A 15,628-nucleotide genomic window follows, 5' to 3' on the forward strand; every position below is an offset into this window, starting at 1 on the left:
GGCCGCTACTGTTCAGTTTCTGCAATCCAGTCGCTTATTTTCGCCTCAAGCTCCATTTTCGTGGTAAATCCGTTATCTCCGATTACATGTTCCGCTCTGGCAATGATCCAATCCTGAGTATCGATTTCAGGCTTAAAGCCCGACACGTTCAGATGCATACCAGGGTATAAATCGGCGCGGCCGCGCGCCAGGGTTATCGAAAACTGTGCCGCGCCTTTCTGGAGCTGTATCCATTTTGCCGCAGCTGCGCGCCTGGCCGCCGTTTCGTTCTGATAGGTTTTACGCAAAACATATACGTTACCTTCAGCGCCCTCCATGTAATCCCCCTCCGGCCGGCTGCTTTTCTCCTCAGCCTTTTTTCTGGCAGTATTTGTTTTGCGCTTAGTGACCTTGACCGGTTTTTTCTTGCCGAAATTAAGATCCAGCCAGTACGCCCGCACGCCGGTGTAAGCATCGCGATCGGCAATGCGGAACCTGTGACGATCTCCGCTGGCACGGGTTATCTCAGCCGATGGCAGCGCCCTGCCGGATGCACTGACGCCGCCCCCAGGCAGGATAAACAGCAAACAGCCATTTTTCACGGTGGCAATGGCCCCCAACATCTCCGCCATGCGCGTTAAAAACGACATGTCACTCTCTTCGGTCTGATCCGCATGGTCGATCTCAATGTCGATCAGGGCCTCGCTAATCATCGGCTTCAGGTCATAGCGCCGGGCTATGGCCGATACCACCCGCTCTACCGTCACATCATGCCAGGACACCTCCCGCCTGACGTTCATCTCTTCGCGAAAATCAGCGCTGTGCGCGGTGATGTCGATAACATCCGGCGGCCCGCTATGCCCAACCTCGTCAACGGTGTAGAGACCTTTGTAGATCAACGCCTCACCCAGCCAGCCGATGGACACCGCCAGCTCCGCACCACGTGGGGGTAAATCTGTTACCCCGTCAGAATCATCTACTGACAGGGTTAGCTGGTCAGCATCAAAACCGTTGTTATCTGTAACAGATAGTGAGGTGATGCGGTCGGCCAGTTCGGTCAGGGCAACCCCACCCAGCGTGATACTAAAGTCCGGTGTCTTCACGACCTCACTTAATTTTTCTACATACGCTTCGGCTGCTGTTGTTAGCGTGTCTGCTATCGACATAACTCCCCCGTTTTTTGCTGATGATTCCATGCCCGCGCGCGGGGCTGAATCCCTTTTTGTTGTCAGCGAACGGACAGACCGGCAACCAGGCGACGCCAGCAGACTTAACGTTGAATATTGCCCTGAACTCAAAGAGCAACATGATGGTGAACTTATGTCTGAAACTCGTTTTCACGGCGTCCGCTCTCGCGAAAATACCGACCTACAGCAGGCAATCAATGACATTGATTCCAGCGTGATCGGTATTGTTGCGGTTGCTGATGACGCCGATCCGGAAACCTTCCCGCTCAATACGCCGGTTCTGCTGACACGGGTACGTAACGTCCTCGGCAAGGCAGGTAAAACCGGGTCACTTTACAAAGCCCTCAAAGCCATTTCCGATCAGTGCAGCCCGCGCGTTGTGATTGTCCGGGTGAAAGAGGCTTCCGGTAACGGCGCCAGCCAGTCCCAGGCCGTTATTGGCGGAACAGACGGCGACAGCTATACGGGAATGTATGCCCTGCTGACGGCGGAAGCCAAAACCGGCTATCGTCCGCGCATCTTGGCGGTACCGGACTACGACACCGAGGAGGTAACGTCACAGCTTTGCGTGATTGCCCAGAATCTTCGGGCTTTTGTTTATGCCGGTTGTAACGGCTGCGCGACCATGGCGGAAGCTATTGCTTATCGCAAAACCTTCGCTTACCGCGAGCTGATGCTGATCTGGCCGGACTTCATCGCTTACAACCCCCTAACGGATGATAACGAAACGTTTCCTGCCCCGGCATACGCCTGCGGCCTGCGCGCCGCTATTGATAACAGCCAGGGCTGGCACAAATCACTGTCCAACGTTGTAGTGAATAACGTTCTGGGTATTTCGAAAGATGTGTTTTGGGCATTGCAGGCAGAAGACAGCGACGCCAACGAGCTGAACAACAACGAAATCACAACGCTTATCAAGCGTGACGGTTTCCGCTTCTGGGGTAACCGCACCACGGACACAGAAACCTACACTTTCGAGGTGTTCACCCGTACCGCGCAGATCCTGGCGGACAGCATTGCGGAGGCGCAATTTACCTCTGTTGACAGCCCACTCACTCCGGCCAACGTGAAAGATGTGGTAAGCGGCATCCGCTCTGCGCTCAGCAAAAAAGTCACTGCCGGCCAGCTTATCGGCGCTGATTGCTGGTATGACACGCTGGACAATGGCGCCACGGATTTGCGTCAGGGAAAACTGATTGTGCGCTACAGCTACAGCCCGGTCCCGCCGCTTGAAGATCTGACGCTATACCAGACCTTTACTGATGATTTTTACGAACCGGCGTTCGCGTCGCTCGGGGGTGAATAATGGCTATTCCTCACAAACTGCGGCTTTTTAGCTGCTTTGTTAACGGCGACAACTATCTGGGAAAAGTGACCTCTTTCACTCGCCCCAAACTGTCACGAAAGGTAGAGGACTATCAGGGAGGTGGCATGCTGGGTGCGGTCGGTGTTGATCTCGGCCTTGAGGCTGGCGCGCTGGATTCCACCATTGTTTTTGGCGGCGTCATTAAGGCTCTGTTTCTCGAATACGGAGCAGAAATTGACGGCACGCGGCTGCGCTTTGCGGGTGAATATTTCACTGATGGCGAAAGCCAGCTTGTCGAGGCGGAGCTGCGCGGGCGATTTACTGAACTCGACGGTGGAGACTCGAAACAGGGGGAAGACACGGAGGAAAGCTACACCTTTAAGTCCACCTACTACAAATTCTCCATTGATGATCAGCCTATTATCGAAATCGATCTGCTGAATTTCATCTACAAAAAGAACGGTCAGAACATGTTCCCGGACCGCATCACCTCCGCCCTTGGCATGGGCAATTGATAACCTTTCAGAGGGTGGCAAAGATGCCGCCCGGAGATTTTAAACATGGCTAAAAAAACTAAAAACCTGTTCACGCTGATGCAGCCGGTAGTTCGTAAAGACAGTGAGATCGGTCAGGTGGAAATCACTGGCGCCATCAGTCAGGCCGGATCGTTGCGCGGCCTGAATCTTATTCGCGTTGCCAATATGGATGCAGACTCAATTGCCACGCTGTTAACGCGAGTCACCGCGCCTGCGCTGACGCAAAAAGAAATCAACGAAATGCACACCCTGGACTTTATCGGGCTGGCAGAGCTTCTGGTCCCTTTCTTGAATCCGCCGGAGCCTGGAGCGTCGAACGTGGCGGAGACGGAGAGCGAGTAATCACCATTGCGTTTGACCAGATTGATGATCTGGTTGCTGATATTGCCGTTATTTTTAACTGGCCGCCCTCTGAAGTTTTCGGCATGGATCTTGGCGAGGTGATAGCCTGGCGCAAGCGGGCGGCGCTTCGAAGTGGTGCCAGTGATGAAGAGTCTTGATATACGCGTTGCTTTCAACGCGATCGACAGATTTACCCGCCCCGTTAATGCTGCCCGCCAGAGTGCGGGCGGCCTTTCCGACTCCCTCAGAAAAACACAATCCACCCTGAAAGGACTCGATAAGAGCAGTGCCACTTTTCAGCGAATGACCGCGGCCGTCGGCAAAACCGATCGTTCCATCTCACGTGCCCGTGCCCGCTTTGATGGCTTGTCAGAAGCGCAACGTAAAAACGGGACGCTGACAGAAAAACAGCAAATACTGATGTCGCGACTGGGTGAGCGGCTTGATCGGTTGACCGCAAAACGCGTGACGGAAGTGGCCCGCCTTCGTGAAAGTGCATCAGCCCTGCGCCAGCATGGCGTCATGCTTTCCGGTAGTAGCGCCACCATTGGTAACGCGATACGCCGCACAGAACAATACAACCAATCCCTTGAGCGGGAAAAACGGCAACTTGCTGCGGTCACTCAAGCTCGTAAACGTTACGAGGCTGCACAGCAGATGGCCGGAAAGTTGCGCTCTGGCGGTGCCATAGCATTAGGTACAGCAACCGCTGCCGGGTACGGCGCCAGACGCTTCCTGTCGCCTGCGGTTGGTTTTGATGAGGAAATGTCAAACGTTCAGGCGCTGACGCGGCTCGATAAAAGCGATTCACAGCTAGCCGCCCTGCGTGCTCAGGCAAAAAAACTCGGTGCTGAAACCGCCTTCACCACACGTGACGCCGCCAGCGGCCAGGCCTTTCTGGCAATGGCGGGCTTCACGCCAGAAGCTATTCGTGACGCACTGCCCGGCGTGCTCAATATGGCGCTGGCAGGCAGTATGGAACTGGGTGAAACGGCAGACATCGGCTCAAACATTCTTTCTCAGTTTTCCCTCGATGCCGGAGAAATGGACCGCGTCAGCGATGTGCTGACAGGTACATTTACTCGTACCAACACCACGCTTAGCAGCCTCGGCGAGACAATGAAAGTTGTCGGGCCAGTAGCGGCGGGACTTGGGATTAGCCTGGAAGAAGCCGCAGCTATGACCGGCACGCTGGCGCGCGTGGGTATTCGCGGTAGCGAGGCCGGTACGGCAATGCGTCGCTCCCTCTCCCGCCTCGCCTCCCCCACTACGGCAGCCAAAAAAGCGCTCAAAGAGCTGGGAGTGGAAACTGCCGACGCCAGCGGAAAGATGCGACGTCCGTTCGATATTCTTCTCGATCTACAAAAACGCGTTTCCCGCTTTGGCGAGGTGGATCAGGTTTCATTTTTCAAAGATATCGCCGGAGAAGAGGGTTTTACGAGCCTTCAGTCTTTGGTCAACGGCGCAGGTGATGGCTACCTCCAGTCACTCTATGAACAAATTGCAGAAGCACATAAAAATCAGGAGGCCTTCGCCGTCGCTAACAAGAAAAAAGACAACCTGGGCGGCGATTTGAAGGAGCTGGACAGCGCGTGGGAGGCGTTCCGCATTTCTGTGGCTGAGACAGTAGACGGCCCATTGCGCAGGCTGGCACAGGGGCTTAGCCGGGTTATTGGTACTATTCAAAGCTGGATAGAAGAAAACCCCAGACTTTCACGAACGTTGTTACTCGCCGGTGGTACTGCACTGGCATTAACCGCAGTAATTGGCGGTATGTCATTAGCTGCTGGTCTACTTTTAGGGCCGCTTGCAAAGCTCAGGCTGGGGTTTACGCTGCTGTCCGGCGGGAGCGGCATCGGAGGTACGGTATCAGCGTTCCGCATATTGAGTGCCGTGGGCGGCAGTTCACTGGCAAAAATCAGCGGATGGCGTGCCTTACTCGGCGGTCTGGCTGGACGCGCCAGCGTATTAACCAGGTTGATGGTGCCCCTGCGCGGCGCGTTACTTGGCACCTTTTCCTCTCCGGGGACGGCGATAAGCGCCCTGTCAAAAGGCGTTGGCGGGCTGGCGCTGCGGCTAACGGGGATCCCTGCTCTGCTCGGTATTGTGAAAGGTGGAATTACGACACTGGGCGGCGGATTATCAATGCTCTTGAGCCCAATCGGCTTAGTGGGTGCTGCGTTTGTAGCGGCTGGGGTACTGATCTGGAAATACTGGGGACCAATTAAGGCCTTCTTTCGCGGTTTTTTTACAGGCGTCATCCAGGGGTTAGCGCCAGTTTATAACGCATTTTCCCGGCTGGCGCCCGTTTTCAGGATCATTGGGGATGGCGTCAAAAACGTCTGGAACTGGTTTAAAAAAGTATTAACGCCCGTTGAGGAGAGTCGCGAGGCGCTAAACAAGTGCGCCAGCGCCGGGCAGACCTTTGGAGAGGTACTGGGGACCGCACTAAGCGTACTGCTTTGGCCGCTTCAGAAGTTAATGGAAGGTGTCGGCTGGTTACTGGAGAAGCTCGATCTCATCCCCGATGGCATTGAAAGAGCCAGGCTGGAAGCGGCCAGACTCAGGGCTATTCCGGTTATGTGGGAATGGGATGAAAAATCCGGGCGCATGGTTAAAAGGGAGTGGCAATGGTCATCTGAAAAGCCTGCAAGCAAAGGCAGCGCCCCGCCGCCCAATGTGCTCGGGGGCAACTCTGGAACAGAGCGGCGGCTGGGCCAAATCGCGGATAACACTAAAGGCCTTTTAGATGAGGAAAAGCGAAAACGTATCGGGCCGGGTGACATTGTATTTAAAAATCTCCCCCCAGCCTTTGCAGTGCGTGGTGAATGGCAGGAATCGAGGCTTGTCCGCCAGTGTGTCAGCGCTCGCCCGGTTATTGCCGCTGGCGAACCATTGATAAAACAGACGCAGGCATGGCAACCGGTACGTCGAAATCAAAGCCCTCACACGGCGGCTGCGGCTTCAGGTGGTAGTTTTCCCGGTAATATTCACGTCCATCTGCACGGCATTCAGAGCAGCAATCCGCGCGAACTGGCGCGACTTGTTGGTGAAGCGGTCCGCACAGAAATTGAAAAACAGCAACGCGCTGCCCGGGGTTCGTTCCGAGATAACGATTAATTTGGAGTAATAACTATGATGATGGTATTCGGACTCTTTGTATTTGAACTCAGGACACTGCCCTATCAGAAATTGCAGCTCTCCCGTAACTGGCGGCACGTTAAAAATGATCGTGTGGGCCGTAGTGCAAAATGGCAGTACGTTGGCGCCGGCGAGAACCAGTTGACGCTGGGTGGGCTGCTGTACCCTGAAATTACCGGCGGCAACCTGTCTTTGGGTGCCGTCTCGACAATGGCTTACACCGGGCTTGCCTGGCCACTGATTGATGGCGTCGGTTCCATCTACGGGATGTATGTCATCACGGGTTTGCAGGAAACGCATCAGGAGTTTGACCGCTACGGCAAAGCGAAAAGAATTGAGTTCACGCTTTCATTGCAAAGGGTTGATGAGGATATCCGGGAGGGGCTGCAAAGTGCCTCTCTCAGCGACCTGACAGCTACACTTAAAGAAGGGGCTGAAACTGCATTAAATACAGCTCAGATGACGATCGGCGGCCTGATTTCCTGAGCTGCAGCACGGTCATTTATGCCGATACTTTTATTAGCTTAGATTTGTCCTGAAACATACTTGCACATAGCCAAACCTAATCTGACAGGAAGCTCTGTGCCTAATGAGGATATCAAAAACGTCTTCCTGCTAATACTAGCCGTAGTGTAGTGTCAAGGCGCATAAGTACGCGACAGTTAGAAACGCAAAGATCCTTTAATATGCAAAATAAGTAATAATAATTAGTGAAGCCCAAATTTACAAAGAAGATTATAGCCCCATGGAGTTGTATATAACGGGAAACAGATTTTATTTTTACCACATACAAAAAACTTAAAAATCAATAAATTATGAAAATTACCAAATGCGGTAGTAAGTGTTTTGTGGGCGAGGTTTTTCATCCAGAATATTTTGATGTGACATGAACTCTGCTGTTTTAGCCTGCCTTTCTGCCTTTTCTTTCACATCATCCTCGTCGATTTCGAAAAATTTACCGTCAACTAGTTCAACTGTTTGACAGAATTTTTTAGCTTCAAACCATCTCAAGCTCTTACTTAAGTCTTTTGGGCAATTATAAATTTCATAGCCGTGATAGCTTTTGCTTTGAAACCAAACCACTGCAGTATTACCAATCCAAACAAGTGCGACTAGAAGCAGGATCACAAGCAAAGAGTTGATAAGATAAATAGTTGACTTTGGCATTTTATCGCTTCCTAAGGCATCAGTATTTAAAGATTAATCTTACCTTAGATAGACAGAATCATGCACTATGAGCAGAAAGGTCAGACTGCCCCAACTGAGAGCGATTACGGCATAGCGGCGATTTTCCGTAAGTCTGCAAGTGAACCTAGGCTGCTGCCCATTGATTAACATATGGGAGTGCTATTATCGCCTTCGAGACCATGGAAACAATAGCCAGGGTCCGTTCCTCGCTCGTAGCAGGCTGTCAAATTTGATTATACACTGCAGTCTCAAACTGTCAGGTCAAGTTTGAGCCAACACACGCACTCGATACCGGCAACCACGGTCATTAGTGACCGTGGTTTTTATGCCGTGCGCTTCCATAGACAGAGTGTGACGTATTCGTTAGTCACATCGATCGCATCGTTTGCGGTTTCCCGTTCGCCCGCCGCGTCGCTATAGGTTCCTGCAGTCATATTGAGCGGCCCGCTCTTCTGGTTGTCCGTACCGTGTGTAGTGGTCGGATCCCAAGTCTCGCCGGGTGACCTGTCGCCCGATTTGTGCCAGTGCGGCGGGAGGTTGCTGGCTGCGATTTTTACCTTATTGCTGCCGCCGGTCGCACCGTGCCCGGTACCAATGCGCACTACCCTGTCGGCAAAGGTATCGCTTAAACTCTCCCACATCTGCCACGGGAAGCGCTCAGCCGGGCTTTTTTCACTAGGGATAATAATCCCAGGATAAAGAATGGCGTCAACGATACCCTTAAACCCCTCGCCGTCACTGTTTAGCCCCAGATTCTCACGCGCACTTTCAACGTTGGTTAAATCAGAAAGGTTGCTCTCTTTTTGCAGTGCCCCGGTAATGCGTGAATCATCCCCCGCCGCCACCGTTCCCACCTCTGTGCCAACATCTCGTGTCGCTGAATTGCCCAGCTCGAGGTTTTCCCGGGCCTCTTCTGTATCGTTTAAATCAGAAAGATTTTGTGCTCGCCGCAGATAACGTTTATCGCCCGTTTCCTGTGTAATTGTGGCAAGCGCCGGATCGATAATGAGCTGCACATTTGAGCTGTGCGTCAGTGTCAGCACCAGCGTCAGAATGATCTCTTTGATGATGGAGTCCGATTGAGCAGGGAGATATGTCGCCGGGTATGTGCCGTAAGCGATGAGCGTACCCTTAGCGCTGACCAGCCCCGCTTCTCTGAGCGTTTTACCCGGATAATCCTGGCAGTTAATAACGATCTGACCGCTGATAAACCCCTCATGACTTGAATCAGAGTCAAAGGTTTCACGGCCAAACTGACCAAAAAGCGCCGTCACCGCCGCCAGGTCGTCGGGATCGTTTGGTAAAATCACGCCGCCACCATCACCGATCAGCACGGCGATAATATCCACGACTTCTCCCGCCTGATATGCAGCTTCAATTTCGGCGGCGCCTGCCGTGGTTAGTGTCAGTCCTGTTGCCATAGTGTTTCCTCTGCTTCAATGCCATACACGCTGGCAAGACGATCATAAAAATCATCACTGACAGTTTTGCTGTCAGCATCAATATCGCTTTCACCGGGATGAATAACTCCCGCAGCCTGGAGCATTTGCAGGTATTCAAGGAAAAATTCATCGGTCTGGCAAAATCCGATCAGGCTTTTAATTTGATTGAATGTTTTCATAATTTATTCGTTATCCAGTTACCGGGTAAATCTGCGAAATCGTCCAGGCTTGTGCAGTTGTAGAATGCGTAATAATGCGCCGTGACGTTTGACACCTTGCCCATAAATACCAGGCCCTTACCCGTGAGGGCTGAGCATCCCCTGAATGTGGCCGTCGTGGTGACAATCGTCGAATAACTGCTGAGGTTGAATATAGTGCTGACGTTGGTTTTCAGTTGCGGGCAGCCGTCAAACAGGTAGCCGACTGTCGTCGCGGGTACGGTATTCAGCAGACCGGCCCCGACCTCTTCCAGTGCGACACACTCGGCAAACACATTGGTAAAAGTCGTGGCGTTGATACTGGCGACAAAAAGACCGGCAGGCAATGAACGCAGGTTTTTACATCCCCTGAAGGTCTGGCCGTAGGCCGTCACCAGCGGGTTACCACTGAACAGATTTTCCGGTATTTCCACCACGCCGGTATTCTGGAACGTTGCGCCGAATGCGGTGATAAGCGGGCACGATGCAAATAACGACGGCGGAATGCTCACCAGCGCCGCGCAGCCGTAGAACGTAGAACCGGCACTGATCAGCAGGGTGTTATGTTTCAGTAAATCAGCAGGCAATACCGCCAGCGCAGTACAGCCGGAGAACGTCAGCGTCAGGGAAGTCAGGTTGACACAACCCGCAAACAGATCGGACGGCAGCGCGGCCAGCGCGGTGCAGTCCTGGAAGGTGCTCCCCATTGCCGTCAGAGAGGTCAGATCGCTGAACAGCTTTTCAGGCAGTACGGCAAGGCCCGAGCACTGATTAAACAGGCCAGTGATATTCGTCACTTTGCTGCATCCTGCAAACATATCCCCGGCCAGCGATACCAGCGCCGTGCAGCCCATAAATGTATAGGTCAGATTAGTCAGGGAACTACAGTCACGGAATGCCCCGGCCCCGATGATTTTCAGGGATGTACATTGGGTGAATGCATAATAGAACGTCGTGACCAGTGATTTACCTGCAAAGGCCTCTGCTCTGACGGCTGTCAGTGAAGAACAGGCATAGAAAGCCCGGTCAAAGCTCGTTGCCTTGTTACAGTCCACAAACGACGGTAGCGCCGTTAATGCAGTGCAACTATTGAAGACGCTGGCAAAGGTAGTTGCACTGACACACCCCTCAAAAATATCATCGCCCACTTCTTCCAGAACACGGCAATAGTAAAAAGCGGAGGAAAATGTTTGCGCAAGCGCACAGCCAGAAAACACAGCTTTTCCCGCTTTTACCAGTGAAGAACAGCCGGAAAAAACGGTTCCAAAATGGTTAACCAGGGGTAAATCCTTAAAGAATTCATCAGGTACAGAAAGCAGTTGCGTGCATCCACTGAATGCCCCGCCGAAATGCGTAGCTTCCAGGCAGTGGCGGAACAGGCGCGGCGGTAGCTGCGTCAGCGCCGTGCAGCCTCTGAAAATCGCCGTAAAGACGCCACCAGGCACATCGCTGAATAAATCTGCTGACAATGTTGTCAGCGCACGGCATCCATCGAAGGTATAACCGAAGTTATTGCCACTGACACACCCGTCAAAAATGCCCGTCCCGGTATCAATAAGGGATGTGCATCCCGAAAACGCACTGGTGAAATGCGTCGCAGCAGCACAGTCCCGGAATGTGTTTTTGCCAGCACTCAGCAGGCGCGTGCAGTTCTCAAACACCGAGGTGAATAGCGTCACCTGAGATAATTCGCTGAACAGCCCATCAGGAACAGCAGCCAGTTCCGTGCAGCCATAAAACGCCGCCGAGAAATCTGTGGCACCAGTAAACCGCGCAAATAAACCCTCTGGTAGTTCAGTCAGCGATGAGCAGCCCCGGAAAATGGAGGTACATTTCTGGATATTTGGCAGATCGTCAAAAGCCCCGGCGTGGACCTTGTAAAGGCCAGTTGCGCCACTCGCGAAAGAAACAAGATTGTCCCTTTCTCCCGTCAAAAGAATGATTTCCTGCACGGGGTTCAACGTTACTGAAACGTTACCCGACGTGCGCTGGAAACTGGCGGTTTCTGTGTTCTTAACCGTTATTGTGTACTCTTCTCCCTCTACAACGTCACGCGTCGGAATAACCCAGCCGTACACAGCACTGGCAGCATCAAAACGGTATTCCCGGCTGTCTGTTCCGTCGCCATAATCAATAGTGAAATCCTCATCCATGCGCACGTAGAACAACGGACGGCTTGCATTGTCGATGCGGGTGATGAACTTCATCACCGCGACCACTTTCACGTTGATCACCGCGCTGACGCCGTTAGTCGTCGTGACGGTGACCGAACAGGTGCCCCGCTTCACGCACGTAACCAGAATAGCGCCGTTGACAATTCGGGCAGTCGCGATTGTTTTATCCGACGTGGTTACCGTAAAGGTTTTATCTTCCGCGTATTCAGGGAGGATGGTCACCGTGACCGTTTCCGCGTCACCAGGGGCCAGATTCAGCTCGTAGCGGGATAAAATCACCTGCAACGGGACAAAGCGCGGCGTGATTTTCTCCGTGGCGTACATGTAACCGGCCGCATATGAGGTTCCCTGAAGTCGGCCAAATACATGAACGGAAAACCAGCTGCGCAGGTTCCTGGCGCGCAGCACCGCCAGTTTCAGATCCTGCTGGTCGTATTCCGTCACCGGCAAATCGTTCTGATAAACGTTCAGGCGAAAGGTATACGGATCCCCTTTCGGGTTCTGGTTGAACCATTCAACAATATCCGTCCCAAAAGGACTGTCCACCAGGGCATGACGGACGGCGGCGACCGTCCCGCGATGGCGGTGGATATAGTGGGCGCGCTTGATCGCATCGCGTTTCTTTTGTTCTGACCAGTTAATATTCCAGGTATCAACCTGGTATTCCCACGCCAGCCACGGCAGAAGCGCCAGCGGGCAGCTGTCAGGATCCTTCACCCAACGGATCAGATATACCGGCAACCTCTCCAGTGCGGCGGCGCTGGCCCTGTCGATGGCCCGCTCCACGGCGGTTGCGTTGGGTGGCAGAATGCTGGCGGGATAATTAGCGGTCATAGTCCATCACCACAAGATTGATTTTCACAGAGGTGCAATGAGGCGCTTCGCCCATCGTCGCAACGACGTCGGCGGCCGGTGAATGCAAATCGACGGTGACAACGCCGTCCTGATGCAAAGCCCCGTCTATGCCCGACCGTGCAGCGGTGGCGTTGATAAGATGCACTGAGGCGGTGTATTCGTTCAGTGCTGCGGTGGCTTTTTCCAGCACCGTGGCGGTGTCCACGCCGTAAGGGACGTAAATGTCAGCAACCACCTGATAATTCACAATCACAGCGGAACGGACATAATCAGCCACATAATCCGTAATCGGGCGCACGTCCTCCGGGTTCACCGCTTCCAGGACTTTATCGAGCAGAGCCTGCGGGGCGGTTCCATCCCCGGTGCGTGACAGCACGTAGAGGAAAACGCGGCCCTCCTGGTTATGAGTTTCAGGGCCATAGGCGCGCACGTCGAGCACATCCGCATCAGCCCCGCGCGCAAAATAGTGATAGGCATTACGGGCACCCGCCGTGCTCAGGCGCGCCCATGAGAGCAGCGTGCGGGCGCGCAGCTCTTCGTCGCTTTCGTATACGGCATCCGCCTCGTCGGTGGCTTCAGTAATCAGCAGACGTTCAGTGTCAAAATTACCCGCGACCTGATCGAGATCTGCCCCCAGGGCGCTGGAAAGCAGCACCGCGCGAACGGCTTCATTGATGCGTTGCAGCAGATGGATCTCGCGATAGGTGAAGGCCTGAGCCAGTGCCGCCATCGGTTCAGATTCCAGCAACAGCGCAGCAGACACAGAAGCCTGAAGTTCCGCAGGCATGGCCGCCACGATAAGCGCCCGGATATCAGCCAGCACCGTTTCAAAATCGGGCACCTCGACGATATCAGGCTGCGGGATCTGAGATAAATCGACGGACGTTTGCACACTAGCTCCTTAACCTGATGGTGTTGCTGGTTTCTGTCATGGTTTCCGTGATAGTGCCGGTCAGTTCAGCAGTCACCGCGCCTGCTTCTGAAAACACCACATTGACGGTGGTCAGACTGATCCGCGGCTCCCACTGCGCCAGCGCAATAGCGGTGGCGCCCATCAGTTGCATGCGGGTGACGGTGTTCTGTGGCGCATCGAGTAAATCAGGTACCACACTGCCAAAGTCCCGGCGCATCACACGGGAGCCTGTTGGCGTGGTGAGGATTTTTGTCACGGACTGCCAGAGCTGATCGTGATCGGTCAGCGCGCCGGTGCCTTCCGGGTTCATCCCGGTATAACTGGCTGTCATTGCGGACCTCCCGTGGTACTCCCGCCAGACTGCACGCCACCGTGTTTATGTTCATGTACGGTGATCCCGTTTGACTGCAACACGCCGCCGGAATGGAGCACGTCACCGGCCATCGTGCCGCCGTGGGTCAGTTCGAAAGTGCGTGTTTTGAGGTGTTCCGTGCATTCCACCTCCGGTGTGTCCAGCGTGACGCGGGTCTCTGCCTGGATATGCGCGGTTTTAATACCGGTCACGGACAGTGCTCCGGCATCGGCGGCGGCGTCGTAATGCAGGCGCGCGCCATCCGGTGCGGTGATGCTGATTTCCAGCAGGTTGCTGCCCGTTGGCGGATTATCTGCGCTGTATGCAGAGCCAATCACAAACGCGTTTTCAGGGTTGCCGCCCGGACAACCGATCCAGACCTGCTCCCCTATCGAGGGCGGCAGCCAGATGCTGAATGCCCCTGCGCGGGTGACGTTCCAGCGGATCCAGGTGGTCAGCAACCTGCCGGAGCGAACGCGCACCGCTTTCTTGTCGGCGCTGATTTGTTCCACGACGCCCAGGCGCAGAATGTTTTCCAGCAGGCGCATCAGCTCAGCATTCATGACGCACCGCCCAGACTGCTGATAACGGCGTTTTCCGTAGCGCTCAGGTCTGCCGGAGTTATGCCCAGTAGTTCACGCGCCGGGTACTGCGCGTAAGCGCCCGGACCAACCTCGTCTTTGAGGCCGTACTGGTGAATACGGGCAATGCGCGCAGCGATGCCGTCAAATCCTACGGTGACGCCGCCCGCGTCCGGCCTGAGCTTCATAAAACGCAGGGTGCGCAGGCGGGTAAACATCGGTGCTTTTTTTGTCTCTGAATGCGTAGCTGATTGCGTTTTGATTTCCAGATACCGCTCGATATCGGCCCGATAGAAGGTGCGGATATCCCGGCGCTTCTCGTCAAAACCCGTGATTGTCCGGCCATATTTACCGCGCCCGCCGCGCCAGTTTTTCAGCGCCCGCACCTCGTTATTCCAGAAGAACTTGATCCCCTGCTGGGTGCGGTAAACCTTACGGCGGCGCACGGCATAGCCGCTGCCGTCCGGGTTTTTCTGTGACGCGATACGGCGCTGCTGACTGCGACGCAGTGCCAGACCAATTTTGCGCGCGGTACGGGTGCGCCCCGCCGGGCTGACGCCGTCGAGGATGTCCTGAAAGACCTGATCCAGCTCGCTGAACATGCGATCGCTCACGCTCCGCCCTCCTGAAGCATGCCTTCAAATACCAGCCCCCAGCCTGCGGCGTGAGGGGCGAGCACGCGCGGTCGAGGCTCCGGCAAATGCTCGGCGCACGGCACGCCGTTTTCATCCAGTTGCACCAGTACCCGCTGATGTACCGGCAGCTCAAACATCAGATCGGCGGTGTCATCGCTGTTAATCAGCGTGGTGAATTTTATCTGCTGGTTTTTATCGGGGTTAAGCAGCAGATCGGGCTGATTAAACCAGAGCCAGGCCATGAGCGGCAGCGTGAAGTCGTCAATGCTCCCGGCGTAGTTCATGACGAACAGCACCAGAGAATAGCGGTACATGAATGACGGCGTTTCACCGGTGGTTTCAATGCCACCCTCTTCAACGAACACCGTCCAGGCTTCCGGGTTCGCCCGACACCAGGTGTTTGCTTTCTCAATGGCGGCACGGAGGGTGTCTATCTTCAGCATTTATGGCTCCTTACGGGTGTTCTGGCGCAGGTTGTCCCACTGGCGGATCGTTGCTTTGTCAACATTGCAGGCATCAAGCGCATCAATCAGCCTGTCGCTGAATATCGCCACCGCGCCCCAGGTCACTCGCTTATCCAGCGCCGGGCGTGGCGTCTCTTCGGTCAGACTCTCCGGGACGGGTTCACGGACCAACTGAATGACCGGCGCGGGCGGCGCGTTTTTGCAGGCTACGACTGACAGCGTCAGGCACAGGAGTAACAGCGCACGTGTCACCATTGAACGCGGCCTGCATTGCTTCACGTCGTCGCTCCCCTTCTGCATTACGCTGTTGCTCACGGACTTTCACCTCTGCCAGTA

At 54.4% G+C, this 15,628-nt stretch carries 17 protein-coding genes; 6 read left to right on the forward strand and 11 right to left on the reverse strand.

Annotated features, from left to right (window positions below; all coding sequences use genetic code 11):
* Window positions 1-5: 5 nt before the first annotated feature.
* Window positions 6-1,145 (reverse strand): phage late control D family protein, encoded by a 1,140-nt coding sequence (locus CDA56_RS20840; RefSeq protein ID WP_032688247.1) that lies wholly within the window; start codon window positions 1,143-1,145, stop codon window positions 6-8.
* Window positions 1,146-1,299: 154 nt separating this feature from the next.
* On the opposite strand from CDA56_RS20840, the gene CDA56_RS20845 reads away from it, so the two are divergent.
* Genes CDA56_RS20845 through CDA56_RS20870 form a run of 6 tightly spaced genes read left to right on the forward strand, consistent with a single transcriptional unit; the run spans window position 1,300 to window position 6,977 of the window.
* Window positions 1,300-2,472 (forward strand): phage tail sheath subtilisin-like domain-containing protein, encoded by a 1,173-nt coding sequence (locus tag CDA56_RS20845; protein WP_104011397.1) that lies wholly within the window; start codon window positions 1,300-1,302, stop codon window positions 2,470-2,472.
* Complete coding sequence (locus CDA56_RS20850; protein WP_104011398.1) at window positions 2,472-2,987, forward strand: phage major tail tube protein; 516 nt, start codon at window positions 2,472-2,474, stop codon at window positions 2,985-2,987. The genes CDA56_RS20845 and CDA56_RS20850 overlap by 1 nt, the downstream gene beginning before the upstream one ends.
* Before the next feature lie 45 nt (window positions 2,988-3,032).
* Window positions 3,033-3,350 (forward strand): hypothetical protein, encoded by a 318-nt coding sequence (locus CDA56_RS20855; RefSeq protein ID WP_004131585.1) that lies wholly within the window; start codon window positions 3,033-3,035, stop codon window positions 3,348-3,350.
* A gap of 5 nt (window positions 3,351-3,355) precedes the next feature.
* Window positions 3,356-3,508: a GpE family phage tail protein gene (locus CDA56_RS20860; RefSeq protein ID WP_077270439.1), complete on the forward strand. Its 153-nt coding sequence runs from the start codon at window positions 3,356-3,358 to the stop codon at window positions 3,506-3,508.
* Entirely contained in the window at window positions 3,495-6,470 is a 2,976-nt protein-coding gene (locus CDA56_RS20865; protein ID WP_104011399.1) for a phage tail tape measure protein, read from the forward strand. Before CDA56_RS20860 ends, CDA56_RS20865 begins: the two co-directional genes overlap by 14 nt.
* Window positions 6,471-6,485: 15 nt before the next feature.
* A complete protein-coding gene (locus CDA56_RS20870) occupies window positions 6,486-6,977 on the forward strand; it encodes a phage tail protein (RefSeq protein ID WP_104011400.1) in 492 nt (163 codons plus the stop codon).
* A 336-nt stretch (window positions 6,978-7,313) separates the two neighbouring features.
* Here the strand turns inward: CDA56_RS20870 and CDA56_RS20875 are convergent, their stop codons facing one another.
* The 10 genes from CDA56_RS20875 to lysC form a co-directional block, all read right to left on the reverse strand.
* Window positions 7,314-7,658 carry a hypothetical protein gene (locus tag CDA56_RS20875; RefSeq protein ID WP_104011401.1) on the reverse strand — a complete coding sequence of 115 codons (345 nt, stop codon included), beginning with the start codon at window positions 7,656-7,658 and terminating at the stop codon, window positions 7,314-7,316.
* A gap of 344 nt (window positions 7,659-8,002) precedes the next feature.
* A complete protein-coding gene (locus CDA56_RS20880; protein WP_104011402.1) occupies window positions 8,003-9,100 on the reverse strand; it encodes a phage tail-collar fiber domain-containing protein in 1,098 nt (365 codons plus the stop codon).
* Window positions 9,085-9,300: a hypothetical protein gene (locus tag CDA56_RS20885; RefSeq protein WP_024359481.1), complete on the reverse strand. Its 216-nt coding sequence runs from the start codon at window positions 9,298-9,300 to the stop codon at window positions 9,085-9,087. The genes CDA56_RS20880 and CDA56_RS20885 overlap by 16 nt, the downstream gene beginning before the upstream one ends.
* Window positions 9,297-12,326, reverse strand: coding sequence for a phage tail protein I (locus CDA56_RS20890; protein WP_104011403.1), 3,030 nt, complete (start codon window positions 12,324-12,326; stop codon window positions 9,297-9,299). The genes CDA56_RS20885 and CDA56_RS20890 overlap by 4 nt, the downstream gene beginning before the upstream one ends.
* The gene (locus tag CDA56_RS20895; RefSeq protein ID WP_104011404.1) at window positions 12,316-13,239 is read right to left on the reverse strand and encodes a baseplate assembly protein; all 924 of its coding nucleotides are present in this window, start codon (window positions 13,237-13,239) and stop codon (window positions 12,316-12,318) included. The genes CDA56_RS20890 and CDA56_RS20895 overlap by 11 nt, the downstream gene beginning before the upstream one ends.
* A gap of 1 nt (window position 13,240) precedes the next feature.
* The gene (locus tag CDA56_RS20900; RefSeq protein ID WP_104011405.1) at window positions 13,241-13,591 is read right to left on the reverse strand and encodes a GPW/gp25 family protein; all 351 of its coding nucleotides are present in this window, start codon (window positions 13,589-13,591) and stop codon (window positions 13,241-13,243) included.
* Entirely contained in the window at window positions 13,588-14,175 is a 588-nt protein-coding gene (locus tag CDA56_RS20905; RefSeq protein WP_104011406.1) for a phage baseplate assembly protein V, read from the reverse strand. Before CDA56_RS20905 ends, CDA56_RS20900 begins: the two co-directional genes overlap by 4 nt.
* Window positions 14,172-14,807, reverse strand: coding sequence for a phage virion morphogenesis protein (locus CDA56_RS20910; RefSeq protein ID WP_020316957.1), 636 nt, complete (start codon window positions 14,805-14,807; stop codon window positions 14,172-14,174). The genes CDA56_RS20905 and CDA56_RS20910 overlap by 4 nt, the downstream gene beginning before the upstream one ends.
* The gene (locus tag CDA56_RS20915; RefSeq protein WP_064146775.1) at window positions 14,804-15,271 is read right to left on the reverse strand and encodes a phage tail protein; all 468 of its coding nucleotides are present in this window, start codon (window positions 15,269-15,271) and stop codon (window positions 14,804-14,806) included. The genes CDA56_RS20910 and CDA56_RS20915 overlap by 4 nt, the downstream gene beginning before the upstream one ends.
* Entirely contained in the window at window positions 15,272-15,607 is a 336-nt protein-coding gene (lysC, locus tag CDA56_RS30750; protein WP_224394329.1) for an Rz1-like lysis system protein LysC, read from the reverse strand.
* Between the last annotated feature and the right edge of the window lie 21 nt (window positions 15,608-15,628).

It is taken from the genome of Klebsiella michiganensis, from assembly GCF_002925905.1.
GTDB lineage: Bacteria > Pseudomonadota > Gammaproteobacteria > Enterobacterales > Enterobacteriaceae > Klebsiella > Klebsiella michiganensis.